Raw genomic sequence first — 22,571 nt, forward strand, 5'->3', positions numbered from 1 at the left:
GACATGCTTTTCGCCCTTCTCTGCAAGGACAAACCGGGACACTTGAACGTGCGCATGGATACGCGCCCGACGCATATCGAGCATCTGAACAGGCTGAATGCCGAGGGCACGCTGAAGATCGCCGGCCCGTTTCTCGATGACGACGGCAAACCCTGCGGCAGCCTGATCGTCGTCGAAGCGGAATCGAAAGAGGCGGCGCTTGCGCTTGCCGATGCCGACCCTTACGCCAAAGCCGGACTATTCGAAAGCGTTGACGTCAAGGCCTACAACTGGGTCTTCAACAAACCGGAGGCGTGACATGGCGCACTGGCTCTATAAATCCGAACCCGCCTCCTGGTCCTGGGAGCAGCAGAAGGCTGCCGGCGAAAAGGGCACGGAATGGACCGGCGTCCGCAACTATCTGGCGCGCAACAATATGCGGGCGATGCTGATCGGCGACAAAGGCTTCTTCTATCATTCCAATGACGGGCTGGAGATCGTCGGCATCGTCGAAGTCTGCGCCCTGTCGCATCCCGATTCTTCCGCCAAGGGCGATCCGAAGTGGGATTGCGTCGATATCCGCGCCGTCATGGACATGCCGAAGCCGGTGACGTTGAAGGACGTCAAGGCGAGCGAGAAGCTCGCCAAGATGGCGCTCGTCACCTCGATGCGGCTTTCGGTGCAGCCGGTCACCGAGGAAGAATATCTCGAAGTCTGCCGGATGGGCGGGCTGGACAATCCGCCGCGTTGAAGACCGATCCGCAAGCTTTCATCCGCGCCAATACCAGCCTGATGCCGCCGCCGCATGTGCCGGAGATTTCGCTCTATCTGGCAAGCGAGGCGCATGAGCTCTGGCTGAAGACGGAGGAGGAGCTGGAGGCAATCGGCCTGCCGCCGCCCTTCTGGGCTTTTGCCTGGGCGGGCGGCCAGGGACTGGCGCGCTACATCCTCGATCATCCCGAGACCGTGCGCGGCAAGCGCGTGCTCGATTTCGCCAGCGGTTCCGGCCTTGTCGGCATCGCGGCTGTGATGGCCGGTGCCCGGGAGGTCATGGCTAGCGATATCGATCCCTGGGCGGAGGCGGCAGTCCGGTTGAATGCCGAGGCGAATCGCGTCTCGCTCGGATTTATCGGCGCCGATCTGATCGGGAAGGCGGTCGATGCGGATATCGTACTTGCCGGCGACGTCTTCTACGATCGCGCTTTCGCCGATGCGCTCGTTCCCTGGTTCGCCAAGCTGGCAGCCGACGGCAATCGGGTGCTGATCGGAGACCCCGGACGCAGTTACCTGCCGCGGGATCGGTTGGAATTCTGCGCGGTTTATGAGGTGCCGGTAACGCGGGCGCTGGAGGACAGCGAAATCAAGAAGACGACAGTGTGGCGGTTCGCTTCCTAAGTTCGATCGACATTCAGGATTCGATCATTCGCAATCGCCCGGACCAAAAGACGTCAGCCGGCGATCAAGGCGGCCTCATACACCATCGTCGCGGCGGCAAGATCAGCCAACGCCGTTCCGACCGCTTTGTAGAGAGTGATCTCATCGTTGGACGTCCGCGCTGGAATATTCCGTCGACACAGTTCGTCAAGTGTCGCACGCACCGCATCTGCAGCAATGATGCCGGCCCTGATCGGCTGGACCAGATCGCCCGCTTCGTGAAGGGCTTCGTGCGTGTCGCTATAGACCGAGGAACGCCGAAGCGCCTCGTCATCGGCCTCGCGCATTGCCGGGGTGAAGCCGCCGATCAGGTCGACATGGGTGCCCGGCCGCAGCCATTCGCCGCGGATAAGCGGTGCTGTCGCCAGCGTCGCCGCGCTGACGATATCGGCTTGCCGCACTGCTGCTTCCAGATCCGTGACGGCAGCGGCCTGGAGCCCCTGTTGCCGGAGGTTCTGCGCCAGCCGTTCGGCGCTGGCGGGATCGATATCCCAGATATCGACATGCGCGATCGGCCGGACAGTGCGATAGGCATCAGGTATGAGGCTCGCGACGCGGCCAGCGCCGATTACCAGCAGGCGACGGGCGTCCTTTCGGGCAAGATAGTCCGCGGCAAGCGCCGATGCCGCTACCGTACGGCGCGTGGTGATGGTGTTTCCGTCAAGGAGCGCAAGCTGCATGCCGGTCCGAGCATCGTAGAGCATGTAAGTCGAGGTCAAACCGGGAATGCCGCGCAGCGTGTTGCCGGGAAAGACGGTGACGATCTTGATGCCAAGGTAGCGCTCTGACCGGTGCGTTTCATGCCAGGCCGGCATCAGAAGCAGCGTCGCATCCGGCTCGCCGCTGTTGGCTATCGTGTGGTGATGCCGTACCGGCACGACACAGCCTTGGCAAATGCTTGCCGCAAGGTCGCGACCAGCGCGCCGAAAGGCAGAAGCTCGCCCGTTGTGCGGGCATCGAGAATACGGATTTGTGTGTCGGTCATTGAAGCGATCTCTCAGGAAGTTCTAACTGCGGGATAAGGCGAGTTCTGTGTGATTGAACGAGAGCCGCGTCGCCGCCGCGCGGCGCACCGGCTTTTCAACCGGCATCGGCCTTTTGGGGAATGCAGAGCACTGAACACCATTCAGCCAAACGCCGCTTTCTTCTCCAGAATCCTGGCGTATTGCGTCAGCGGATAGCACAGGGCGAAGAAGATCACCGCGACGAGACCGTAGACCTTGAAAGGTTCGAAGGTCGCGTTGTTGATGGCGTTGGCGGTTTTCAGCAGTTCGTCGAAGCCGAGGATCGAGGCCAGTGCGGTGCTCTTGATCAACTGGACCAAGAACCCGACGGTCGGCGCGCGGGTGATGCGGAAAGCCTGTGGCAGGATGACGAGGCGAAGTTCGAGGAGACGATGCAAGCCCAGGCTGGCTGCGGCGTCCCATTGCCCGCGCGGCACCGCCTCGACGCCGCTCCGCCAGATTTCCGCAAGATAAGCGCTGGCATAGAACGTCAGGCCGCAGACGGCGGCGGTCCATGACTCGATCCGGAAACCAAGCATCGGCAGGCCGAAGAACATCAGAAAGAGCTGCATGAGCAGCGGCGTCCCCTGAAACAGGGCAATGTAGCCGGACGCGAAGCTGCGCGGCCAGCGTGTTTTCGATATCCGTGCAGACAAGATCGCCAGGCCAACGATGGCGCCGCCGGCAAAGGCTGCGAGCGAAAGCATAAGGGTCCAGCGTGCCGCGAAGACAAGATTGCGCAGAATGTCCCAGAAGGTGAACTCAATCATGCCAGACCGGCTCCCAGAAAACGGCGTTTCCCGGCGACGAGGAGCCGGCGAAGTGCGGCGGACATCGAAAGGTAGATCAACGTCGCCACCAGATAGGTCTCAAAGGAGCGGAAGGTGCGCGACTGAAGCAGATCGGCCTCCTGCGCCAGCTCGCGGACGGATATTTGCGAAACCACCGCCGATTCCAGCATCATGATGATGATTTGGCTCGTCAGTGCCGGAAAAATGATGGCGACCGCTTGCGGCAGGATGATCTTGAAGAACACCGGCCGAGGCCTCAGGCCGAGCGCCTGCGCCGCCTCCTTCTGGCCTCTCGGTATGGCATCGAGCCCGGCCCCGACCACCTCGATCGTGTAGGCGGCCATGTTGAGGGTCATGGCAAGCACGGCGGCAGTGACCGGATCGAGGCGAATGCCGAGGCTGGGCAAGCCAAAGAAGATGAAGAACAGCTGCACCAGGAACGGCGTATTGCGCATGATTTCCACATAGAGGCCGACGACCTTGCGCAGCCATGGATAAGGTCCCCGGCGCGCGGCCGCGCCGGGAATGCTGAGAACGATCCCGAGGACCGACGTGGAGGCCGTTAGGGCAAGCGTCGTACCCGCGCCATAAGCCAGAGCTCCCATTCCGTCCCAAAGCCAATTGAAATCGAGGCTGTATCTCATCGCATGTCCTTTGGAGCCGGATGATCTGGGCCGGGTCGCCCCGGAAATCTGGGTCCGCCTCTCAAGCAAAGAATTGGAGCATGATGCCACCGCAATCGCTTGCAGTTTTCGGCATCATGCTCTGGTGAGTGGGAGGCGTCCTCGTCAGTCCTTCAGGTTCTCAGGGTTGAGCGGCGCTTTCAGCCAGCTCTTCGAGCCGGCGTCGAGCGAACCATCGGCGATCATTGCGGCGACGCTGTCATCGACAGCCTTCTTCAGGCCATCCTCGCCCTTGCGGAGCGCAATGTGCGAGGGGGAGCTGAGGAGCTGGAACTTCTGCTCCGGCTTCAGGGCTTCCTGTCGTGCCAGAACCTGCGCGCCGACATCGTTGCCAACGACCATCAACTGGGTCTGGCCGGATATGAAGGCCTGGATGACCGAATTGTAGTTCTCGAAACGCTGGATCGCAGCCGAGCCGGGGGCGACAGCCGTCAGCGACGTGTCTTCGAGCGTCCCACGATTGACGGCAATTGACTTGTCGGCGAGGTCTTCCTTGCCGCTCACCTTCAGCGCCGCTGGTCCGATGACGGCGATATAGTAGGGGGCGTACGGAGCGGCAAAATCGATCACCTCGGCGCGCTCCTTCGAATAGCCGACGCTCATCAGCAGGTCGACGCGGTCGTCGTTCAGGTAGGCGATCCTGTTCTGGCCGGTAACGCTGACGAGATTGAGTTTCACGCCGAGCCCGTCGGCGATCTTCTGGGCGACGTCGACGTCATAGCCCTTGATGCTCATATCGGCGCTTGCCGAAGAGAAGGGCGGGAAATCGGAGAAGATGCCGATGTTGATCTCGCCTGCGGCTTTGATATCGGCAAGTTCGTCGGCCTGAGCGGCCCCCGCCAGGATGCCGAACACGGCAATTGCCGTAGTGGCGGTGTAGCGCAATTTCATAAGAGCAGTCATGTCGTTCCCCTTTTTGAGACGTGTTGTGCGACAGGTGATGGATGGCAGCGGGCATGAGGCGCGCTGCCGGTGTGGAGCTGGTTCTCAGGTCACCTTGGTCCTGACCGCGGGACTGAACATCGCGAGGCACAGGAGTTCGAACAGGACCTGCGCGGCGATCTGCGCGGTGTTGGTGGTGTTGTCGTATTGCGGTGCGATTTCCACGACGTCGCCGCCAACGAGGTTGATGCCCTTGAAGCCGCGCAACAGGGTCAGAGCCTCCCTCGGCTGAAGCCCGCCGACTTCTGGCGTGCCGGTTCCCGGAGCGAAGGCCGGATCGAGGCTGTCCACGTCGAAACTGAGATAGGTCGGACCGGCGCCGACAACCTCCAGAGCCTTTGCGATCACCGCCTTGAGGCCCATCTCCGCCACCTCTTCCGCGTGGATGACGGTCATGCCGGAGGCAAAGGAGAACTCCCAGAGATATTCGCCGCCGCCGCGGATGCCGATCTGGATCGTACGCTTCGGATCGAGCACACCGGCCAGAACCGCCTCGCGGAAGGGCGCGCCGTGGTGGAACTTGGAGCCCTCATAGGGACCGGCGGTGTCGCAATGAGCGTCGATGTGGATCATGCCGACCGGCTGGCTGGCCGCTAGGCCCTTGAGGATGGCGCCGGAGATCGAATGGTCGCCGCCGACCGACAGCGGGATAACCCCGGTTGCCGCGATCATCCGGTAGCAGGCCTCGATGTCGGCATGGCATTCGGCCAGGCCGAACCGGCTGCGCATCGGCACGTCGCCGACATCGGCGACCTTTAGCCCTCCCATCGGCGCGACACGCAGAACATGCTCGTAGGGGCCGATACGCTCGATCGCCCGGACGGCCCGCGGTCCCAGCCGCGCACCGGCGCGATTGGTGACGCCGAGGTCCATCGGCACGCCGATCAGAGCCACGTCAAGCGCCTCAAGCACCTCGGGCCGCAAGCCGTTCTCGATGAAACGGGCATCCAGAAAGGTCGCAGGATCGGCGAAAGGCCATTTGCGGCTGTCGCCGTCCTTGAACACGCTCGCCGCCACGGCGCGGAAGTGCGGATCTTCCATCTCCCCGCCTGCAGCGTTGCCGAAGCGCTTTCTCAAGTCTTCCAGAAAATCCCCGTCAATGGTCAAGGCAGGCTCCCACGGTATTGATGCTGCCATCATCATCGGCGCCGCCCACTTCTCTTGGAACCGCGAAAATTCGAGAGGGGATATAACGATTATTGATAGCTTGGATCCGACGAGGCTCCGCGATGCGGGTAGTGCGTCCATCAGTGCATTCAGAAAACTTTATAACCCTGCGAGAATTTTCCCACTACCGCGGTTGGCAACCTCCAATCAGTCTCCGATGCGAACGGTCCGGCAGAGGGCCGACAACAAAGGGAACCTACCATGTTGCACGATATGACACGCCGCCGCTTCCTCGGATCCGCCGCAGCCGCGGGGATTGCCGGCACGATGACCGGGTTTGCAAGATCCGCCGCAGCCGGCAGCGGCAATCTCACCGCCGTCGAATGGGGCGGTGATGTCGTTGAAGCGATGAAGCAGATTGCCGCCGACCAGAATGCGGCGACATTCAACTGGGTTCTTCACCAGGGCGGCGCGGGCGCGATCCTGCCAAAGATCAAGGCCGTCTGGCCGAATGTCGACTATGACTACGTCGCCGGCTGGGAAGGCTCGTTCAACAGCATGGTGAAGGAGGATTGGCTCGAGACCATCAATCCTGCCGATGTTCCCAACCTCGCGAATATTCCCGAGAAAATCATTATTCGTGATGGCAAGGGCAATATAAAAGCGGTGCCACGCGCAGTTGGCGGCATGTATTTCGGTGCCCGAACCGACACGGCTCCGATCGCCGTGAAGACCATCGATGATCTGCTGAACCCCGATCTCAAGGGCGCGATCTGCTGGCCAGGCCCGACACAGAGCATGATGCTCCAGATTGTCGCGCTCGCCCTTCACGCCGGCGGCAGTGAAACGAATATGGAACCCGGGTGGAAGCTCATGAAGGAATTGGCGAAATCCGGCAATATCGGCCGCGTCGCCGTCACCGATATCGATTTCACCAATTCGCTGACGTCTGGCGAGACCTCCGTCGGCTTCTTCGCCGAGCCCGGCTGGGCGGCGGTGGCGAAAAACTTCCCGGTTATGCGTTTCACCAAGGACAGCAACTTCAAAGCCTTCCTCTACCAGAGCGGCTTCGGCGTCCTGAAGAACAGACCGAACACCAAGGCAACGCTCGATTTCGTCAACTTCGCGATCAGCCCGGACATGAACTCGCTCTACGCCAAAGTGGCTGGCGAGGCGCCGTTGAACAGCAAGGCGGTTACGCCCGACAACCTCAAGCATCTCGCCTTCACGTCGGACGAGTTTTCGAGCTTCGTCTATGTGCCGGACTACAATGTCGTTCTCGAACAGCAGGATGCCTGGTCCAAGCGCTGGGAGCAAGATATCGCCCCGTTGCTGTAATACACCTCGCGGCAGGTTGTCGTAGGCGCGCTTCGACAACCTCCCTTTCTCATGGCCGCAAGGGCGAGGAAAAGGCTGTTTCATCATGACCAAGGTAAGGCGGCAACCCGTTGCCATTTCAATTCCGGATCGTCGAGATGCGGCCCTGACGCTCGGGCCAGCCCTGCTGGTGTTCGCATTCGGTTTTCTGTCACCGCTCATCAATCTGGCAATCGAAAGCTTGAAGGAGTTTACGCCGGGGCGCGTCGGCTCCGTGGAAAATGCCGCGGCAACGGTTCAGAACTATTACGAGCTTGCAAACCAGGCGTTTGCAAGCGTTCTGCTGACGACCTTCTGGATCGGTGGAGTTGCCGCGATCATCGGCCAGCTTGTGGCATTCCCGCTGGCCTATTTCATCGTGCGGCGCATTTCGCCGCGGATGCGCACGCTCACCCTCGGTTTTTTGATTACGCTTGTACTTTCCAGCGTCCTGATCAAGACGTACGCGATCGAACTGACCTTCGGGTCGGTTGGCATCCTCCGACCCTTCCTCTTGACACTGGGCCTTTCGCCCAACAGCCGCGAATATATCAATATCGTCGTTATTGCGGGTCTGGTTCACTCGATCATACCGGTCGCAACGCTGACGTTGATTGGCGCGATGCAATCGATCGATCCGCGTCTGCTCGATGCAGCCCAGTCGCTCGGCGCGCCAGGATGGAAAGCCCATTTGTCGATCACGCTTCCCCTGAGCTTCGCGGCGCTGATCTCAAGCACGCTTGTCTCGCTGACTTTCGCGATCAGCGCCTTCGTTATTCCCATGGTGCTCGGGAGGGGCCGGGTGCTTTTCATGTCGAACGTCATCTACACCCGGTTCAGCGATATCGCCAACTACCCGAGCGGCGCGGCGATCTCGCTCGTCATGCTTGCCGTGGCCTTGGCGGTCGTCGCTGTCATCACGTTTGCGCAGGCGCGGAGGGTTTCCCGATGAGCATGCAGTCTCTTGCAGCGCGAACCGGAGACCGGATTGCCGGTTCCCTTGCCTACGGTGTCATCGGCCTTGGATTGGCGTTCCTCGCCATCCCGCTGGTGATAACATGCGTCATGGCTTTCGACGCCAGGACCTACCTCGGCCCGATGCCGCCACCTGCCTTGTCGCTTCATTGGTTCGAACGGCTCGTCTCCCAGGCGGATATCCTTGCCAGCCTGCGCACCAGCTTCATCTTGGCGGTACTCACGACGGTTCTGTCCGTTACGATCGGAACTGCGGCGGCTGTCGGTCTTGCCCGGGGCAATTTTCCGGGAAAGGCAGCGCTGACTTCGGCCTTTCTCTCGCCACTCATCGTCCCGCCGGTCGTGATTGGATTCGGCCTGCTGCTTTTCCTTTCCAAGGCCGGTATCACAAATGGTATGGCGCGCCTGCTCCTCGGCCACGTGATCGTGACGTTGCCCTATTGCATAAGGACCAGTCTCGCCAGCCTTCTCGGCAGCGACCACCGATTGACGGAAGCCGCAATGGTTCTCGGCGCCACGGAGCGCCAGGCCTTCTGGACCATTACCCTGCCGCTGATGCGGACGGGCGTCGTCACCGGCGCGATCTTCGCCTTCGCAATTTCGATGGATGACGTATCGATCAGTCTCTTCCTGAGCGATCCGTCCGCAACGACCTTGCCTGTTACGCTGGTCAGCAATATGCGCGCGGCTTTCGATCTGACGATCGCTGCGGCGGCCGTGGTCCTGATTGCCGTCACCGCGTTGCTGATCGTCGTGCTGGACCGTGTCGTCGGCTTCGACACCGTCGTCGGTCAGGGTTTGTTTCGTTCATGAGGACAATACGATGATTTCTGCCGTGGAATTTCAAGGGGTCAGCAAGTGCTTCGGCGAAACGGTCGCCCTTGGCAATATCTCCTTTTCGGTGAACCCAGGCGAAACAATCGCACTGCTTGGACCGAGCGGTTGCGGCAAGACCACCATTCTTCGGCTCATTGCCGGATTCGAGCGGCCCGACAAAGGTTCGATCTTGATCGACGGCGAGCCGATGGCCGGATTGAAACCCTATGAGCGCAATGTCGGGCTGCTGTTCCAGCACTACGCTCTTTTCCCGCATATGACCGTCGAACAGAACATCGGCTACGGACTTCGCCATCGCAACCATCCGCCGGGGCAAATACCGCGCCGCATTGCCGAGATGCTTGAGCTCGTCCGGCTCGTCGGTTTCGGACAGCGGCGGCCGCACCAGTTGAGCGGCGGCCAGCAGCAGCGTGTTGCGCTTGCGCGGGCGCTCGCCACCCATCCAAGCCTCCTTCTTCTGGATGAGCCGCTGTCGGCCCTCGACGCCAAACTTCGCCACGAGCTGCGCACCGAATTGAAGGATGTGCTCGCCGCGGTCGGCTCGACCGCCATCGTGGTAACCCACGACCAGGAGGAGGCGATGAGCCTGGGAGAGCGGATATTCGTGATGAACCGTGGAGCAATCATGCAATCCGGCAAGCCGGATGATGTGTATTGGCGTCCAGACTCGCGTTTCGTCGCGGATTTCATGGGTCGGACGAATTGGATTCATGGCTCGATTTCGGCCGCGGGCGGAACGGCCGGCAAATTTCGCTCCGAATCCGGCTGGGAGTTCCCGGTCGCGTCCACGGCAAGTCTTTCAGGTGCCGCCGAGATTTGCGTGAGGCCGGAAAGCATCGAGATATCGTCCGGTGTTCCGGCTGCCGGAGCCATGCCCGGGCGCGTTGCCGACGTCGTGACACTCGGTGCCTTCAGGCATGTCGTTCTGGACCTCGCCACTGGCGACCGCATAATCTCGGCTTGCCCGAACCGTCCAGACATAGCCTTCGCTCGTGGGCAGGAGATCAGCGTTTCCATTCCCCCCGAGGCATGCGTTCTCTTTGCGCGATAAGCTGGCATGGATGGGGCGCAGCTTTGCACTGCGCCCGGGCTAAGGGTCACCAGTTGCCGGAAGGACATGGTTCGTCCAATATCCACTTACGGGCAGAGAGGCCTTCGGCTCTCGAGTGCCACAAAGTATGGAATGCGGCTTCTGATGCTTGATCTTGATTCTTATCTGCTTCGTGCATTTCTGACCGTCGCGGAAATCGGCACCGTCAATGGAGCAGCCGTCAAGCTGAACAGAACGCAGGCGGCCGTGAGCATGCAGATCCGCAAGCTGGAGGAGCTTGTCGGCGTTACGCTGTTTTCGCGTTCGTCAAAGGGCCTCGAGCTGACGAGCCATGGGCAGATCATGCTGGCTTATGCCCGCGAAATGGTCGCCCTCAGCGATGAGGTCGGGAAAAGGCTGACAGGCAAGATGATCGAGGACCGCATTCGCCTCGGCGTCGTCGAGGACTTCGCAGCCGGCCACCTGATCGACATTCTTAGTGCCTTCAGAGCCCAGAACCCGAAGGTCGAGATCGACATCATCGTCGAGCCGAATCGTCGCCTCGCCAGCCTGTTTGAAGACAGGAAGCTCGATCTCGTAGTTTGCGACATCACCTGCCTCGCGCGAAAACCGACCCTGATCTGGACCGAATATTTGATGTGGACGGTCAGATCCGACTTTGTGGCGGATACGGAAAAGCCGCTTCCCATCATCATGTTCGAGGAGGAGTGTCCCTGGACGCTTCCGACGATTGCGGCTCTGTCCCAGCGGAACATCAAGTGGAAGACGGCGTGCGTCGCATCGACGCTGGTGGCCATGGCGACCGCGGTTCGCGTCGGTATCGGTATCGCGCCAATGATGCTCAACACGAAACCGGAGGGCTGCCGGACGCTTGACAGATCGGCGGACCTGCCCGGTCCGGTGCGCATCGAGATCGGTCTGTATGCTCAGTCCGAGACGGCCGAAGGCGCGCGCTATCTTGTGGACTTCATTTCGCGGCATACGGCCATATTGTCCAGCTAGAGCATGATGCCGAAAAATGTGATCGGTTTCGGACGACATCCTGCTCCAACTCCTTCTGGGAGCGTTCACCTTCCATTATATCGGGTCAATTTAATTCCTCCTACCGGAATGGCGAGCGAAGCCCCACAGTGATCCATGAAGGGTCGACGGCCCAATCTCAAGCATACATGGAAGTCTGCGAATACGATGATGGGGCAAGCCAAAGTTGACGAAACTCTCCTCGCAGATGCCGCCTATCTGCCCGGCCAGGTCGCAAACCTGACGAGGGGAGCAAGCGTCACAGCGCAGACCAACGAAATACTGGAGCGCATCGATGACATGCTGCTGCGCGAAGGCACCGACAAGTCAGAGATCATTCTCGTCAACATCTGGCTCAGGGACCTTGCCTCATTCGAGGAAATGAACAGAGCTTGGGATGCTTGGATGCCGGATAGCGGAACGCCACGGCGGGCGACGTTTGAGGACAAGAATCTGCCGCCGATGTGCGCCATCCGTATTGACGTGGCCGCGTCGCGAAAGAGTAGGGCCGGGCAAATTTGAGCCGCCTGCGCTCGTCATCCTCATAGCCTTGTCAGCGAAGCCGAGCGGAATTCCGCACTTTTGGCATCATGCGCTAAGGCCGGATGACACAGACCTTGGCCTCGTAGGCGCAGGGATCATCCTGCACCGCGATATCGATGACTTTCGCCTTCGGTGCCAGTTGCTCAGGCTGTGCTGTGGGATAGAAGCCATAGCCGTCGCCGCCGACATAGGTTCCGCCATCAGCCTGATAGACATAAGAAGAGCCGGCATAGGTGCCGCCGTCACCACCCTGCGCCTGGGGCACGACGACGAGCAGATTGCTGCGGGCGAAGCGATTGGTTGCCGGCGATGAAAACTGTTTCAGGAACGGCATCCGTGCTTTGCGGTTCCGATATCGATAGGCGTTGTCGAAAAGGATGCCGCGATCGCGCCAGCCGATACGTTCGCCGAGGAATAATCCACCGTGGAAATCGTGACGGTGGCCGGGAAAGCGATGATCGTCGCGGCGGTCACCGGCTTCGGCGGGAAGTGCAGCAAGCGCGGACAGGGCAAGCAGGGCGAGTGCGGACAGACTGCGAAACATGGGTGGCCGGCCTCCGGAATTCCGATCCCTAACAAATCGTTAACGCCAGATTGCGCCAAAATCCGGAGCATGTCCATTCAGGTCGGACAACCGGCACAAAATTTGAGCGGAAGAGACCAGTTTCTTTAGCCTGCAAACTTCCCAGTAACGCGAATCGATTAAATTAAAAGCAGACAGCGATTGTGCTTGTCGTCGGCGTTCCCGGTGATTAAACGTCGCAATTGATGCAACGCACACAGAGAATTTTGTCATTCGTGTGGTTGACTGAGCATGCTCCGAAATCCGGGAGCGCAGAGAAGCTGCCGCGAGGTTCTGATGGCGAATGTGACAAATAACCGGCCCCTATCGCCGCATCTGCAGATTTACAAACCTATTCCCACCATGGTCATGTCCATCGTTCACCGCATCACCGGTAGTGCGCTCTACGTCGGCACGCTGCTCGTCGCCTGGTGGCTGATCGCGGCGGCGAGCGGCCAGGGCTCCTACGACTGGGCCAACTGGGTGCTCGGCAGCCTTCTCGGCAAGCTCGTGCTTCTCGGCTACACTTGGGCGCTGCTGCACCACATGCTCGGCGGCTTCCGCCATCTCATGTGGGATCTCGGCTATGGCCTCGAGAAAGAATTCTCGACCAAGCTCGCCATCGCCAACATCATCGGGTCGCTCTGTCTGACCGTGCTGGTCTGGGTGATCGGCTTCCTCATTCGCTTCTGAAGGTCCTCTCATGGATATGCGCACCCCCCTCGGCAAGGTTCGCGGGCTCGGCTCCGCCAAGGAAGGCACGGGCCATTTCTGGCGTCAGCGGCTGACCGCAGTCTCCAATATTCCGTTGATCCTCTTCTTCGTCATCTTCATGATCGCCTATGCCGGCGCGCCCTATGCGGATGTGGTTCGCGCGCTGTCGAACCCGTTTGTAGCGGTCGTCATGGGCCTGATGGTAATATCTGGCGTCATCCATATGAAGCTCGGCATGCAGGTCATCATCGAGGACTACGTGCATGGCGAGTTCGGCAAGATCGCTCTCCTGATGCTGAACACGTTCTTTGCGATCGTGATCGCCGGCCTCTGTCTCTTCGCCATTCTGAAAATCGCATTCGTAGGATAAGCTGACATGGCACCGATTTCCCCCGCCCAGAACGGCAAGGCCTACAAGTATGTCGATCACTCCTACGACGTGATCGTCGTCGGCGCCGGCGGCGCGGGCTTACGCGCGACGCTCGGCATGGCCGAGCAGGGTTTCCGCACGGCCTGCATCACCAAGGTATTCCCGACCCGTTCGCATACGGTCGCGGCCCAGGGCGGCATCGCCGCTTCGCTGCGCAACATGACGCCGGATAGCTGGCAGTGGCACCTCTACGACACCGTCAAGGGTTCCGACTGGCTCGGCGACGTCGACGCCATGCAGTATCTCACCATGGAAGCGCCGAAGGCGGTCTATGAGCTCGAGCATTACGGCGTGCCGTTCTCGCGCAACGAGGAAGGCAAGATCTATCAGCGCCCGTTCGGCGGCCATATGCAGAATTACGGCGAAGGCCCGCCGGTCCAGCGCACCTGCGCCGTTGCCGACCGCACCGGCCACGCCATCCTGCATACGCTCTACGGCCAGTCGCTGCGCAACAATGCCGAATTCTTCATCGAGTATTTCGCGCTCGACCTGATCATGTCGGAAGACGGCAGCCGCTGCACCGGCGTCATCGCCTGGTGCCTCGACGACGGGACGATCCATCGCTTCGCCGCCAAGATGGTGGTGCTGGCGACCGGCGGCTACGGCCGCGCCTATTTCTCGGCAACATCGGCCCATACCTGCACCGGCGACGGCGGCGGCATGGTGGCGCGTGCCGGCCTGCCGCTGCAGGACATGGAATTCGTTCAGTTCCACCCGACCGGCATCTACGGTTCGGGCTGTCTGATCACCGAAGGCGCGCGCGGCGAAGGCGGTTACCTCGTCAACTCCGAGGGCGAGCGCTTCATGGAGCGGTACGCGCCTTCGGCCAAGGACCTTGCCTCGCGCGACGTCGTTTCGCGCTGCATGACGCTTGAGATCCGCGAGGGCCGCGGTGTCGGCAAGGCGAAGGACCACATCTTCCTCCATCTCGACCACCTCGATCCGGCCGTTCTTCATGAACGCCTGCCGGGGATTTCCGAGAGCGCCAAGATCTTCGCCGGCGTCGACGTCACGCACGAGCCGATCCCGGTTCTGCCGACCGTTCACTACAATATGGGCGGCATTCCCACGAATTATTGGGGCGAAGTGCTGAACGCCGACGGTGCCAATCCTGAACGGATCATCCCCGGCCTGATGGCTGTGGGTGAAGCCGGCTGCGCCTCGGTGCACGGCGCCAACCGCCTCGGCTCCAATTCGCTGATCGACCTGGTGGTCTTCGGCCGCGCCGCGGCGATCCGCGCCGGCGAGGTGATCGACCGCGCCGCGCCGATCCCGCATCTCAATGTCGCCGCCTGCGACAAGATCATGGACCGTTTCGACGGTCTTCGCCACGCCAGCGGCGGCACGCCGACGGCGGAGCTGCGCGAGAAGATGCAGCGCGCCATGCAGGAAGACGCCGCCGTCTTCCGCACGCAGGAATCGCTGGAATCCGGCTGCCGGCGTATCTCGGCAATCTGGGGCGAGATGAAGGACATCAAGGTCACCGACCGCTCGATGATCTGGAACTCGGATCTGGTCGAGACGCTGGAGCTGCAGAACCTGATGGCCAACGCCATCACGACGATCTACGGCGCTGAGGCCCGCAAGGAGAGCCGCGGTTCGCATGCACGCGAGGACTATACCGAGGGTGCATTCGCCGGCCGCGACGACGTCAACTGGCGCAAGCACACGCTCGCCTGGGTGAACGAGGCAGGCGACGTGAAACTCGATTACCGGCCGGTCCACACCGATCTGATCGCGGAAGGCATCGATCCGCATAAGATCGAGCCGAAGGCTCGCGTATACTGATCTCAAGAGGAACCGGACATGGTTGAACTCGCTCTCCCCAAGAATTCTCAGATGCGCGAAGGCAAGGTCTGGCCGAAGCCGGCGGGTGCCAAGAACACCCGCGAGTTCCGCGTCTACCGCTGGAGCCCGGACGATGGTCAGAACCCGTCGATCGATACCTTCTATATCGATGTCGACGATTGCGGGCCGATGGTGCTCGACGGTCTGCTCTACATCAAGAACAAGATCGATCCGACGCTGACGCTGCGCCGCTCCTGTCGCGAGGGTATCTGCGGCTCCTGCGCGATGAATATCGATGGCACGAACACGCTCGCCTGCACCAAGGGCCTCGACGATATCAAGGGTGCGGTGAAGATCTATCCGCTGCCGCATCTGCCCGTCGTCAAGGATCTGGTTCCGGACCTCACCAACTTCTATGCCCAGCATCGTTCGATCGAGCCATGGCTGAAGACGGTGTCGCCGGCGCCGGCCAAGGAGTGGAAGCAGAGCCACGAGGACCGGCAGAAGCTCGACGGCCTTTATGAATGCATCCTCTGCGCCTGCTGCTCGACCTCCTGTCCGAGCTACTGGTGGAACGGCGACCGCTATCTCGGTCCGGCCGTTCTGCTGCAGGCCTATCGCTGGCTGATCGATTCCAGAGACGAGGCGACCGGCGAGCGCCTCGACAATCTCGAAGACCCGTTCCGCCTCTATCGCTGCCATACGATCATGAACTGTGCGCAGACTTGTCCGAAGGGTCTTAACCCGGCCAAGGCAATCGCCGAAATCAAGAAGATGATGGTCGAGCGCCGGGTTTGATCAGCATGCATACCGATGGCGGAATCGACGGCTTCGATCCCGAAGCCGTCACGGAGATCAGGTCGCGGCTTGCATCGGTGCGCGAACAGGGCATCCGCATCGGTTTTGCGATCGAAAGTGGCAGCCGCGCCTGGGGCTTTCCATCTCCCGACAGCGATTATGATTGTCGCTTTGTCTACATCCGTCCCGTCGAACATCATCTTGCTCTTGTTTCGGCGCGCGATGTCATCGAGTTCCCGATCATTGGCGATATCGATACAGGCGGCTGGGATCTCAGAAAGGCGTTGCGGCTCGCGCTCAAGGGAAACGCCGTGGTGGTTGAATGGCTGAAATCGCCGATCGCCTACGAAGAGGAAGCTGGTTTTCGCTCCCGTCTCGGCGCGTTTCTTGATCACGTCATGGTGCCGGAGAAGGTCGCTGCGCATTATGTCGGACTTATGCGGCGGCATTTTCAAAGCCATGGCGAAGACGTGATCAAGCTGAAGACGCTGCTCTATGCCCTGCGTCCGGCCATCGCGCTCGAATGGATGCGGCAGCGTTCATATCGCGTGCTGCCGCCGATGAATATGCTGGAATGCCTTGAGACGATCTCCATCGCGCCGGAACTTCGGGCGGCGATACTCGATCTCGTGCATGTCAAGAAGCAGACGCGCGAAATGGGTGTGGGCCTGCCACCGGCACTGGTGCAAGTGTTCCTGCAGGGTGCACTGGAGCGCTATTCCGAGACATTGCGCGAGTTCGACAGGGATCCTGACAGAGATGAACGCGGGCAACACCTTGCTGACAAATTCTATGTGCAGGAAGTTTTGCAGCGGGACAGTTGAACTGTATCGTTTTTCGGTTAGGTGTTGTCGCGGGCAATTTATGCCGCCCGACTTGATTAACCAAAGCGAATTACGATAATCGGACTTGTCTCACGCCCGTTTCTCTGCGGCGATGGCCGAATTCAGGAGTATGATGATGCAGTTGCGATATGCGATGACAGGTCTGGTGGTGGCTCTCGCGCTAGCCGGTTGTGATCGGACGGCATATAATTACAACTCCAGCTCAAACTCGGTGCCGACGCCGTTGACGGCGCAACCGGTGCCCTCCGTACAGGGCGGGCAGCTTCCGCCGCCGACCGGCAGCTCGCAGTTTCCGGCCGCACCAGCGTCGGCGTCGCCGATGCCGGGCGCTCAGCCTGGCGGAATGGGCGCGAATGCGCTCGATATCACCAAGGAATCGATGGTTGGAAGCTGGCGTGTCAACGGCAGCTGCGACATGTTCCTGACGCTCACCAATCTCGGCAGCGGTTCGCGCGGCGGCACGCGTGGCTGCGTCGGCGAGCTGACGGCGATGGGCTCCTGGGAGGTCGCCGGCAAGCAGGTGCTGCTCAAGGACCGCTCGGGCAACCAGCTCGGCAGCGTCTACAAGACGGCCGACAACCGCTTCCAGGGACAGACGAGCACGGGCCAGTCGATCAGCCTCAGTCGGTAAACTAACTGGCGTGGTAAACGAACCGGCGGGTCAGCGCCATTGACTGACAGGCGGATATGCGCTCATGCAACCAATGCCGGATTATGCGCTCAGCGTCTGCGAACAGCTTAAAGCGCTGACCGCATCGGGCGCCCTCCAGGTCGATTCTGCCCAATTGGACGTGGCAAAGAGCCTCGACCGGGTGCTCGCCGGGCTGAAGCAGCGGCTGCCGGCGGCAAAATCGAGCGCGCTCGGCTGGCTGTTTGCCGCCAAGAAGAAATCCACAGACGGCATCAAGGGGCTTTATATCCACGGCAGCGTCGGGCGCGGCAAGACCATGCTGATGGACATGTTCTTCGCGATGGCGCCGTGCAGGAAGAAGCGCCGGGCGCATTTCCACGAATTCATGGCGGATGTGCACAACCGCATCGCGGCGCACCGGCTGAAGCTCAAGAACGGCGAGACGAGACAAGCCGACCCGATGCCGCCGGTCGCCGCAGCGCTTTACGACGAGGCAGAACTGCTCTGCTTCGACGAGTTCACGGTCACCGACATCGCCGATGCGATGATCCTGTCGCGGCTGTTCTCCGAGCTTTTCGCGCGCGGATGCGTGCTGGTCGCGACCTCGAACGTCGAACCCGACAATCTCTACACGGATGGTCTCAATCGCAGCCTGTTCCTGCCCTTCGTTGCCCTGCTCAAGCAGCATGTCGATGTCGTCACCCTGGATTCGCCGACCGACTACCGGATGGAGAAGCTGAGCAGCCAGCCGGTCTATCTGGTGCCGATCAACGACCATAACGACATGGCGATGGATGCGTCCTGGACGCAGGCGCTGCATGGGCGCAAGGCGCAGCCGCTGGATATTCCGATGAAGGGGCGCCACATCCATGTGCCGCTCGCCGTCGACCGCATGGCGCGGTTCTCTTTCGCCGATCTCTGCGACAAGCCGCTCGGGGCTGTCGACTTCCTGGCGATCGCCGAGCGTTTCGATACGGTCTTCGTCGATCACATTCCCTTGCTCGGGCCGGAAAAGCGGAACCAGATCAAGCGGTTCATCATTATGGTCGATACGTTCTACGATCATGCCGTGCGGCTTTACATTTCCGCGGCGGCCATGCCGGAGGAACTGCTGCTGCAACGCCGGGGCATCGAGGGCTTCGAATTCGACCGCACGGCTTCGCGCCTGTTCGAGATGCGCAGTGCGGAATATCTTGCGCTGCACCATGAGAAGCGCGCCGCAGAGTAACAATTCGGTGACAGAATATCTTACGTTTACGTAAGTATTTTTGTATCTAAACGATTGAAAACGCTGCATCAAAAATAATGGATTGCCATTTTTAGGCTTTGGGTCTATGCGATTGCGTCATTGGGCGGTGCCTTGGCGTCCGTTCGACGAATTTGATCGCAAAGGAAACAGCGAAATGGCGCGTAACAAGATCGCACTCATTGGTTCTGGCATGATTGGTGGCACGCTGGCACACCTCGCCGGCCTGAAGGAACTGGGCGACATCGTTCTCTTCGACATCGCAGACGGCATTCCCCAGGGCAAAGGTCTCGATATTTCCCAGTCGTCGCCGGTCGAAGGCTTCGACGTCAATCTGACGGGTGCCAGCGACTATTCCGCGATCGAGGGCGCCGATGTGTGCATCGTCACGGCAGGTGTCGCCCGCAAGCCCGGCATGAGCCGCGACGATCTTCTCGGCATCAACCTCAAGGTCATGGAGCAGGTCGGCGCCGGCATCAAGAAATATGCCACGAACGCTTTCGTGATCTGCATCACCAATCCGCTCGACGCCATGGTCTGGGCGCTGCAGAAGTTTTCCGGCCTTCCCGCCAACAAGGTCGTCGGCATGGCCGGCGTTCTCGACTCCTCGCGCTTCCGCCTCTTCCTCGCCAAGGAATTCAACGTATCCGTCCAGGACGTCACGGCTTTCGTTCTCGGCGGCCACGGCGACACGATGGTGCCGCTCGCCCGCTACTCGACGGTTGGCGGCATTCCGCTCACCGACCTCGTCACCATGGGCTGGGTCACCAAGGAACGTCTCGAAGAGATCATCCAGCGCACCCGTGACGGCGGCGCCGAAATCGTCGGCCTGCTGAAGACCGGCTCGGCCTATTATGCGCCGGCCGCCTCAGCGATCGAGATGGCCGAATCCTACCTCAAGGACAAGAAGCGCGTGCTGCCCTGCGCTGCCCACCTCTCCGGTCAGTACGGCGTCAAGGACATGTATGTCGGCGTTCCCACCGTCATCGGCGCCGGCGGCGTCGAGCGCATCATCGAGATCGATCTCAACAAGACCGAGAAGGAAGCCTTCGACAAGTCCGTCGGCGCCGTCGCCGGTCTCTGCGAAGCCTGCATCAACATCGCGCCTGCCCTGAAGTGATTGGCGCTGAAGTAATCGAAATAGGGATACACCCATGAACATTCATGAATATCAGGCCAAGGCTCTGCTGAAGGGCTATGGCGCCCCGGTTGCCGAGGGTGTGGCTATTCTCAAGGTTGAAGAAGCCGAAGCTGCCGCCAAGTCGCTTCCCGGTCCGCTTTACGTGGTCAAGAGCCAGATCCATGCCGGCGGCCGCGGCAAGGGCAAGTTCAAGGAGCTGTCGCCGGAAGCCAAGGGCGGCGTGCGTCTCGCCAAGTCGATCGACGAAGTCGTCGCCCATGCCAAGGAAATGCTCGGCAACACGCTGGTGACTGCGCAGACCGGCGAAGCCGGCAAGCAGGTCAACCGCCTTTACATCGAAGACGGCGCCGACATCGCTCGCGAGCTTTATTGCTCGCTGCTGGTCGACCGCTCGGTCGGTCGCGTGGCTTTCGTGGTCTCCACCGAAGGCGGCATGGATATCGAAGCTGTCGCCCACGATACGCCCGAAAAGATCCAGACGATCGCCATCGATCCGGAAGCCGGCGTGACGGCTGCTGACGTTGCTGCAATCTCCAAGGCTCTCCAGCTCGACGGCGCTGCCGCCGAAGACGCCAAGGCGCTTTTCCCGGCGCTCTACAAGGCCTTTGGCGAGAAGGACATGGCTCTGCTGGAGGTCAATCCGCTGATCGTCATGAAGGATGGCCATCTGCGCGTCCTCGATGCCAAGATGTCTTTCGACGGCAATGCGCTCTTCCGTCACGACGACGTCAAGGCGCTGCGCGACGAGACCGAAGAAGACGCCAAGGAAATCGAGGCCTCGAAGTGGGACCTCGCCTATGTCGCGCTCGACGGCAATATCGGCTGCATGGTCAACGGCGCGGGCCTTGCCATGGCAACGATGGACATCATCAAGCTCTACGGCAAGGAGCCGGCTAACTTCTGCGACGTCGGCGGCGGTGCCGGCAAGGAGAAGGTTGCTGCTGCTTTCAAAATCATTACCGCAGACCCCAAGGTCGAAGGCATTCTCGTCAACATCTTCGGCGGCATCATGAAGTGCGATGTCATTGCCGAGGGCGTGATTGCCGCGGTCAAGGAAGTCGGCCTCAAGGTTCCGCTCGTCGTGCGCCTTGAAGGCACCAATGTCGAACTCGGCAAGAAAATCCTGAACGAGTCGGGTCTGGCGATCACGGCGGCTGACGACTTGGACGATGCGGCCAAAAAGATCGTCGCGGCGATCAACGGCTGATCATGACCTTCCAGTCCACGCCCTCCGCTGCTCATTTCCGCCTCAACGCCTTCGCCGGCGTGTGGGAAGGGGACGAGCGTGTCGCGGCGTCGGCGTGGACGAGTGAAGGCAAGGCCAGTGCCGAATTTTCCGGTGAGGCGTTGTTCGGCGGGTTCTTTCTCGAGCAGCGCTATCGCCAGACGCGCGATGGTACTGTTTCGTTCGAGGCGCGAAATGTTTTCGGCTTCGATGCTTCGGACCAGACCTATAAACTCTATCAGTTCGACACCGCAGGTTTTGCGCCGCCCGTGCCGGCGTCCGGCGAGTGGAACGGCAATGAGCTTGTGCTGATGAAGACTTCGCCGCGCGGCAGCCAGCGCACCGTATTCACATTTGAAAATGAAGACTGCTACCGGATGGGCGTCAGCTTTTCGCCTGCAGGCAGCGATACTTGGCAGGAGGTCGTCAGCGGCGTCTATCGTCGCGCGTCCTCCACGTCTTCCAACCTCTCCTAAACAAAGGCCTCGCATGTCCATTCTCGTCAACAAAGACACCAAGGTTCTCGTTCAGGGCCTAACCGGCAAGACCGGCACGTTCCACACCGAACAGGCGCTCGCTTATTACGGCACCCAGATGGTCGGCGGTATCCACCCGAAGAAGGGCGGCGAAACCTGGACCGGCGCAAAGGGCGAAAGCCTGCCGATCTTCGCAACCGTTGCCGAGGGCAAGGAAAAGACCGGCGCCAACGCGACCGTCATCTATGTTCCGCCGGCAGGAGCCGCCGATGCGATCATCGAGGCGATCGGCGCCGAGATCCCGTTCATCACCTGCATCACCGAAGGTATTCCGGTCATGGACATGGTGCGGGTCAAGGCTCGCCTCGACCGCTCCAAGTCGCGCCTGCTCGGCCCCAACTGCCCGGGCATCCTGACGCCGGAAGAATGCAAGATCGGCATCATGCCGGGCTCGATCTTCCGCAAGGGTTCGGTCGGTATCGTTTCCCGCTCGGGCACGCTGACCTATGAAGCCGTGTTCCAGACCTCCAATGAAGGTCTCGGCCAGACGACGGCCGTCGGCATCGGCGGCGACCCGGTCAAGGGCACCGAGTTCATCGACGTCCTGGAAATGTTCCTGGCCGACGAAGCCACCCAGTCGATCATCATGATCGGCGAAATCGGCGGTGCGGCTGAAGAAGACGCAGCCCAGTTCCTCAAGGACGAAGCCAAGAAGGGCCGCAAGAAGCCGATGGCTGGCTTCATTGCCGGGCGTACGGCCCCGAAGGGCCGCACCATGGGCCATGCCGGCGCCGTGGTTTCCGGCGGCAAGGGCGATGCGGAATCGAAGATCGCGGCGATGGAATCGGCAGGCATCAAGGTGTCGCCATCCCCGGCCCGCCTCGGCAAGACGCTGGTTGAAGTCCTCAAGGGCTAAGCCACCTATAGACCGGGCGGAGGAACGGCATCTGCGCTCCCGCCCGGCCTCGACGACACGACACCAGCAGATGCGCC

At 60.9% G+C, this 22,571-nt stretch carries 25 protein-coding genes and 1 pseudogene; 20 read left to right on the plus strand and 6 right to left on the minus strand.

The annotated features are described in order from the left end of the window. The first annotated feature begins 3 nt into the window (after positions 1-3). Genes ACIPSK_RS27955 through ACIPSK_RS27965 form a run of 3 tightly spaced genes read left to right on the plus strand, consistent with a single transcriptional unit; the run spans position 4 to position 1,374 of the window. Positions 4-297, plus strand: a complete 294-nt coding sequence (locus tag ACIPSK_RS27955; protein ID WP_162116874.1) for a YciI-like protein — start codon at positions 4-6, stop codon at positions 295-297. A gap of 1 nt (position 298) precedes the next feature. Further along, positions 299-730 carry an EVE domain-containing protein gene (locus tag ACIPSK_RS27960; RefSeq protein ID WP_162116873.1) on the plus strand — a complete coding sequence of 144 codons (432 nt, stop codon included), beginning with the start codon at positions 299-301 and terminating at the stop codon, positions 728-730. Continuing rightward, positions 727-1,374: a class I SAM-dependent methyltransferase gene (locus ACIPSK_RS27965; RefSeq protein ID WP_162116872.1), complete on the plus strand. Its 648-nt coding sequence runs from the start codon at positions 727-729 to the stop codon at positions 1,372-1,374. Before ACIPSK_RS27960 ends, ACIPSK_RS27965 begins: the two co-directional genes overlap by 4 nt. Positions 1,375-1,427: 53 nt before the next feature. Here the strand turns inward: ACIPSK_RS27965 and ACIPSK_RS27970 are convergent. The 5 genes and pseudogenes from ACIPSK_RS27970 to speB form a co-directional block, all read right to left on the minus strand. Beyond that, positions 1,428-2,398, minus strand: a pseudogene (locus ACIPSK_RS27970) (ornithine cyclodeaminase family protein). A gap of 141 nt (positions 2,399-2,539) precedes the next feature. Further along, positions 2,540-3,187 carry an amino acid ABC transporter permease gene (locus ACIPSK_RS27975; protein ID WP_162116871.1) on the minus strand — a complete coding sequence of 216 codons (648 nt, stop codon included), beginning with the start codon at positions 3,185-3,187 and terminating at the stop codon, positions 2,540-2,542. After that, the gene (locus tag ACIPSK_RS27980) at positions 3,184-3,852 is read right to left on the minus strand and encodes an amino acid ABC transporter permease (protein WP_162116870.1); all 669 of its coding nucleotides are present in this window, start codon (positions 3,850-3,852) and stop codon (positions 3,184-3,186) included. The genes ACIPSK_RS27975 and ACIPSK_RS27980 overlap by 4 nt, the downstream gene beginning before the upstream one ends. 144 nt (positions 3,853-3,996) lie before the next feature. Further along, complete coding sequence (locus tag ACIPSK_RS27985; RefSeq protein ID WP_162116869.1) at positions 3,997-4,794, minus strand: transporter substrate-binding domain-containing protein; 798 nt, start codon at positions 4,792-4,794, stop codon at positions 3,997-3,999. An 84-nt stretch (positions 4,795-4,878) separates the two neighbouring features. Then, complete coding sequence (gene speB, locus ACIPSK_RS27990; RefSeq protein WP_210254179.1) at positions 4,879-5,940, minus strand: agmatinase; 1,062 nt, start codon at positions 5,938-5,940, stop codon at positions 4,879-4,881. Positions 5,941-6,201: 261 nt separating this feature from the next. Between speB and ACIPSK_RS27995 the strand changes: the two genes are divergently transcribed. From ACIPSK_RS27995 to ACIPSK_RS28020, 6 genes are all read left to right on the plus strand, one after another. Next, positions 6,202-7,278, plus strand: coding sequence for an extracellular solute-binding protein (locus tag ACIPSK_RS27995; protein ID WP_162116867.1), 1,077 nt, complete (start codon positions 6,202-6,204; stop codon positions 7,276-7,278). An 85-nt stretch (positions 7,279-7,363) separates the two neighbouring features. Then, entirely contained in the window at positions 7,364-8,248 is an 885-nt protein-coding gene (locus tag ACIPSK_RS28000; RefSeq protein ID WP_017966241.1) for an ABC transporter permease, read from the plus strand. Then, the gene (locus ACIPSK_RS28005; protein ID WP_017966242.1) at positions 8,245-9,084 is read left to right on the plus strand and encodes an ABC transporter permease; all 840 of its coding nucleotides are present in this window, start codon (positions 8,245-8,247) and stop codon (positions 9,082-9,084) included. The genes ACIPSK_RS28000 and ACIPSK_RS28005 overlap by 4 nt, the downstream gene beginning before the upstream one ends. A gap of 10 nt (positions 9,085-9,094) precedes the next feature. Then, positions 9,095-10,159 (plus strand): ABC transporter ATP-binding protein, encoded by a 1,065-nt coding sequence (locus ACIPSK_RS28010; RefSeq protein ID WP_162116866.1) that lies wholly within the window; start codon positions 9,095-9,097, stop codon positions 10,157-10,159. A 132-nt stretch (positions 10,160-10,291) separates the two neighbouring features. Beyond that, positions 10,292-11,161, plus strand: a complete 870-nt coding sequence (locus ACIPSK_RS28015) for a LysR family transcriptional regulator (protein WP_017966244.1) — start codon at positions 10,292-10,294, stop codon at positions 11,159-11,161. A gap of 186 nt (positions 11,162-11,347) precedes the next feature. Continuing rightward, positions 11,348-11,701 (plus strand): RidA family protein, encoded by a 354-nt coding sequence (locus ACIPSK_RS28020; protein WP_017966245.1) that lies wholly within the window; start codon positions 11,348-11,350, stop codon positions 11,699-11,701. A gap of 73 nt (positions 11,702-11,774) precedes the next feature. Here ACIPSK_RS28020 and ACIPSK_RS28025 read toward each other — a convergent pair whose 3' ends face one another. Then, positions 11,775-12,266, minus strand: a complete 492-nt coding sequence (locus ACIPSK_RS28025; RefSeq protein ID WP_162116865.1) for a hypothetical protein — start codon at positions 12,264-12,266, stop codon at positions 11,775-11,777. A 315-nt stretch (positions 12,267-12,581) separates the two neighbouring features. Here ACIPSK_RS28025 and sdhC point away from each other — a divergent pair, with 315 nt between their 5' ends. From sdhC to sucD, 11 genes are all read left to right on the plus strand, one after another. Then, positions 12,582-12,977, plus strand: coding sequence for a succinate dehydrogenase, cytochrome b556 subunit (sdhC, locus tag ACIPSK_RS28030; RefSeq protein ID WP_017966247.1), 396 nt, complete (start codon positions 12,582-12,584; stop codon positions 12,975-12,977). 10 nt (positions 12,978-12,987) lie between these two features. Further along, entirely contained in the window at positions 12,988-13,368 is a 381-nt protein-coding gene (gene sdhD, locus ACIPSK_RS28035; RefSeq protein ID WP_017966248.1) for a succinate dehydrogenase, hydrophobic membrane anchor protein, read from the plus strand. A gap of 6 nt (positions 13,369-13,374) precedes the next feature. Next, positions 13,375-15,216: a succinate dehydrogenase flavoprotein subunit gene (gene sdhA / locus ACIPSK_RS28040; RefSeq protein WP_162116864.1), complete on the plus strand. Its 1,842-nt coding sequence runs from the start codon at positions 13,375-13,377 to the stop codon at positions 15,214-15,216. 18 nt (positions 15,217-15,234) lie between these two features. Further along, the gene (locus ACIPSK_RS28045; RefSeq protein WP_003567268.1) at positions 15,235-16,014 is read left to right on the plus strand and encodes a succinate dehydrogenase iron-sulfur subunit; all 780 of its coding nucleotides are present in this window, start codon (positions 15,235-15,237) and stop codon (positions 16,012-16,014) included. A 5-nt stretch (positions 16,015-16,019) separates the two neighbouring features. After that, complete coding sequence (locus ACIPSK_RS28050) at positions 16,020-16,838, plus strand: nucleotidyltransferase domain-containing protein (RefSeq protein ID WP_162116927.1); 819 nt, start codon at positions 16,020-16,022, stop codon at positions 16,836-16,838. A 136-nt stretch (positions 16,839-16,974) separates the two neighbouring features. Next, positions 16,975-17,490, plus strand: a complete 516-nt coding sequence (locus ACIPSK_RS28055; protein WP_162116863.1) for a protease inhibitor Inh/omp19 family protein — start codon at positions 16,975-16,977, stop codon at positions 17,488-17,490. A 64-nt stretch (positions 17,491-17,554) separates the two neighbouring features. Beyond that, positions 17,555-18,718, plus strand: coding sequence for a cell division protein ZapE (zapE, locus tag ACIPSK_RS28060; RefSeq protein WP_162116862.1), 1,164 nt, complete (start codon positions 17,555-17,557; stop codon positions 18,716-18,718). 175 nt (positions 18,719-18,893) lie between these two features. Further along, complete coding sequence (mdh, locus tag ACIPSK_RS28065; protein WP_162116861.1) at positions 18,894-19,856, plus strand: malate dehydrogenase; 963 nt, start codon at positions 18,894-18,896, stop codon at positions 19,854-19,856. A 34-nt stretch (positions 19,857-19,890) separates the two neighbouring features. Beyond that, a complete protein-coding gene (gene sucC / locus ACIPSK_RS28070) occupies positions 19,891-21,084 on the plus strand; it encodes an ADP-forming succinate--CoA ligase subunit beta (RefSeq protein WP_017966254.1) in 1,194 nt (397 codons plus the stop codon). Between the two features lie 2 nt (positions 21,085-21,086). Next, entirely contained in the window at positions 21,087-21,578 is a 492-nt protein-coding gene (locus ACIPSK_RS28075) for a DUF1579 family protein (protein WP_017966255.1), read from the plus strand. Between the two features lie 13 nt (positions 21,579-21,591). Further along, positions 21,592-22,494 carry a succinate--CoA ligase subunit alpha gene (gene sucD, locus ACIPSK_RS28080; protein ID WP_162116860.1) on the plus strand — a complete coding sequence of 301 codons (903 nt, stop codon included), beginning with the start codon at positions 21,592-21,594 and terminating at the stop codon, positions 22,492-22,494. The last annotated feature ends 77 nt before the right edge of the window (positions 22,495-22,571 follow it).

The sequence above is a fragment of the Rhizobium sp. LARHSG275 genome (assembly GCF_052871115.1).

Coding starts and splice junctions, on each gene's coding strand:
- ACIPSK_RS27955 (WP_162116874.1), top strand. CDS start 4: ATGCTTTTCGCCCTTCTCTGCAAGGACAAACCGGGACACTTGAACGTG.
- ACIPSK_RS27960 (WP_162116873.1), top strand. CDS start 299: ATGGCGCACTGGCTCTATAAATCCGAACCCGCCTCCTGGTCCTGGGAG.
- ACIPSK_RS27975 (WP_162116871.1), bottom strand. CDS start 3,187: ATGATTGAGTTCACCTTCTGGGACATTCTGCGCAATCTTGTCTTCGCG.
- ACIPSK_RS27980 (WP_162116870.1), bottom strand. CDS start 3,852: ATGAGATACAGCCTCGATTTCAATTGGCTTTGGGACGGAATGGGAGCT.
- ACIPSK_RS27985 (WP_162116869.1), bottom strand. CDS start 4,794: ATGACTGCTCTTATGAAATTGCGCTACACCGCCACTACGGCAATTGCC.
- ACIPSK_RS27995 (WP_162116867.1), top strand. CDS start 6,202: ATGTTGCACGATATGACACGCCGCCGCTTCCTCGGATCCGCCGCAGCC.
- ACIPSK_RS28000 (WP_017966241.1), top strand. CDS start 7,364: ATGACCAAGGTAAGGCGGCAACCCGTTGCCATTTCAATTCCGGATCGT.
- ACIPSK_RS28005 (WP_017966242.1), top strand. CDS start 8,245: ATGAGCATGCAGTCTCTTGCAGCGCGAACCGGAGACCGGATTGCCGGT.
- ACIPSK_RS28010 (WP_162116866.1), top strand. CDS start 9,095: ATGATTTCTGCCGTGGAATTTCAAGGGGTCAGCAAGTGCTTCGGCGAA.
- ACIPSK_RS28015 (WP_017966244.1), top strand. CDS start 10,292: ATGCGGCTTCTGATGCTTGATCTTGATTCTTATCTGCTTCGTGCATTT.
- ACIPSK_RS28020 (WP_017966245.1), top strand. CDS start 11,348: ATGATGGGGCAAGCCAAAGTTGACGAAACTCTCCTCGCAGATGCCGCC.
- ACIPSK_RS28025 (WP_162116865.1), bottom strand. CDS start 12,266: ATGTTTCGCAGTCTGTCCGCACTCGCCCTGCTTGCCCTGTCCGCGCTT.
- sdhC (WP_017966247.1), top strand. CDS start 12,582: ATGGCGAATGTGACAAATAACCGGCCCCTATCGCCGCATCTGCAGATT.
- sdhD (WP_017966248.1), top strand. CDS start 12,988: ATGGATATGCGCACCCCCCTCGGCAAGGTTCGCGGGCTCGGCTCCGCC.
- sdhA (WP_162116864.1), top strand. CDS start 13,375: ATGGCACCGATTTCCCCCGCCCAGAACGGCAAGGCCTACAAGTATGTC.
- ACIPSK_RS28045 (WP_003567268.1), top strand. CDS start 15,235: ATGGTTGAACTCGCTCTCCCCAAGAATTCTCAGATGCGCGAAGGCAAG.
- ACIPSK_RS28050 (WP_162116927.1), top strand. CDS start 16,020: ATGCATACCGATGGCGGAATCGACGGCTTCGATCCCGAAGCCGTCACG.
- ACIPSK_RS28055 (WP_162116863.1), top strand. CDS start 16,975: ATGCAGTTGCGATATGCGATGACAGGTCTGGTGGTGGCTCTCGCGCTA.
- zapE (WP_162116862.1), top strand. CDS start 17,555: ATGCAACCAATGCCGGATTATGCGCTCAGCGTCTGCGAACAGCTTAAA.
- mdh (WP_162116861.1), top strand. CDS start 18,894: ATGGCGCGTAACAAGATCGCACTCATTGGTTCTGGCATGATTGGTGGC.
- sucC (WP_017966254.1), top strand. CDS start 19,891: ATGAACATTCATGAATATCAGGCCAAGGCTCTGCTGAAGGGCTATGGC.
- ACIPSK_RS28075 (WP_017966255.1), top strand. CDS start 21,087: ATGACCTTCCAGTCCACGCCCTCCGCTGCTCATTTCCGCCTCAACGCC.
- sucD (WP_162116860.1), top strand. CDS start 21,592: ATGTCCATTCTCGTCAACAAAGACACCAAGGTTCTCGTTCAGGGCCTA.